1 protein-coding gene and 1 pseudogene are annotated in these 253 nt (G+C 55.3%); both read left to right on the top strand.

Going from position 1 to position 253, the window contains the following annotated elements; genetic code table 11:
• Positions 1-12 precede the first annotated feature (12 nt).
• Complete coding sequence (locus IV91_RS17325) at positions 13-183, top strand: antitoxin MazE family protein (protein WP_084190064.1); 171 nt, start codon at positions 13-15, stop codon at positions 181-183.
• Positions 180-253 (top strand): annotated as a pseudogene (locus tag IV91_RS19770) (type II toxin-antitoxin system PemK/MazF family toxin); the annotation flags it as partial. The gene IV91_RS17325 and the pseudogene IV91_RS19770, both read left to right, overlap by 4 nt.

The raw sequence follows: 253 nt of genomic DNA, 5'->3' as shown, positions 1-253 counted from the left end.
GATACGTTGCGCATGGCTGGCCTGCGACCGATTCAAATTTGGGTGCCGGATACACGACGGCCGGACTTCGCTGAGGAATGCCGCCGTCAGTCCCGCCTCGTCGCTCAGACGGACATGGTCGATACAGATCTGCAACACTTCATGGATGAAGCCTTGGCGGACATGGAAGGCTGGACGGAATGATGCGGGGTGATTTTGTAACCATTGTCATGCAAGGCGACTTTGGTAAACCAAGACCCGCCTTGGTAATTCA

It is taken from the genome of Ferrovum myxofaciens (assembly GCF_000735045.1).
Lineage (GTDB): Bacteria > Pseudomonadota > Gammaproteobacteria > Burkholderiales > Ferrovaceae > Ferrovum > Ferrovum myxofaciens.
The sequence above is the reverse complement of the archived record's forward strand: the minus strand, read 5'-3'. Positions and strand labels throughout refer to the sequence as shown.

What these genes read in the sequence shown, in the direction of transcription:
- IV91_RS17325 (WP_084190064.1), top strand. Translation starts at nt 13, where the DNA reads ATGGCTGGCCTGCGACCGATTCAAATTTGGGTGCCGGATACACGACGG.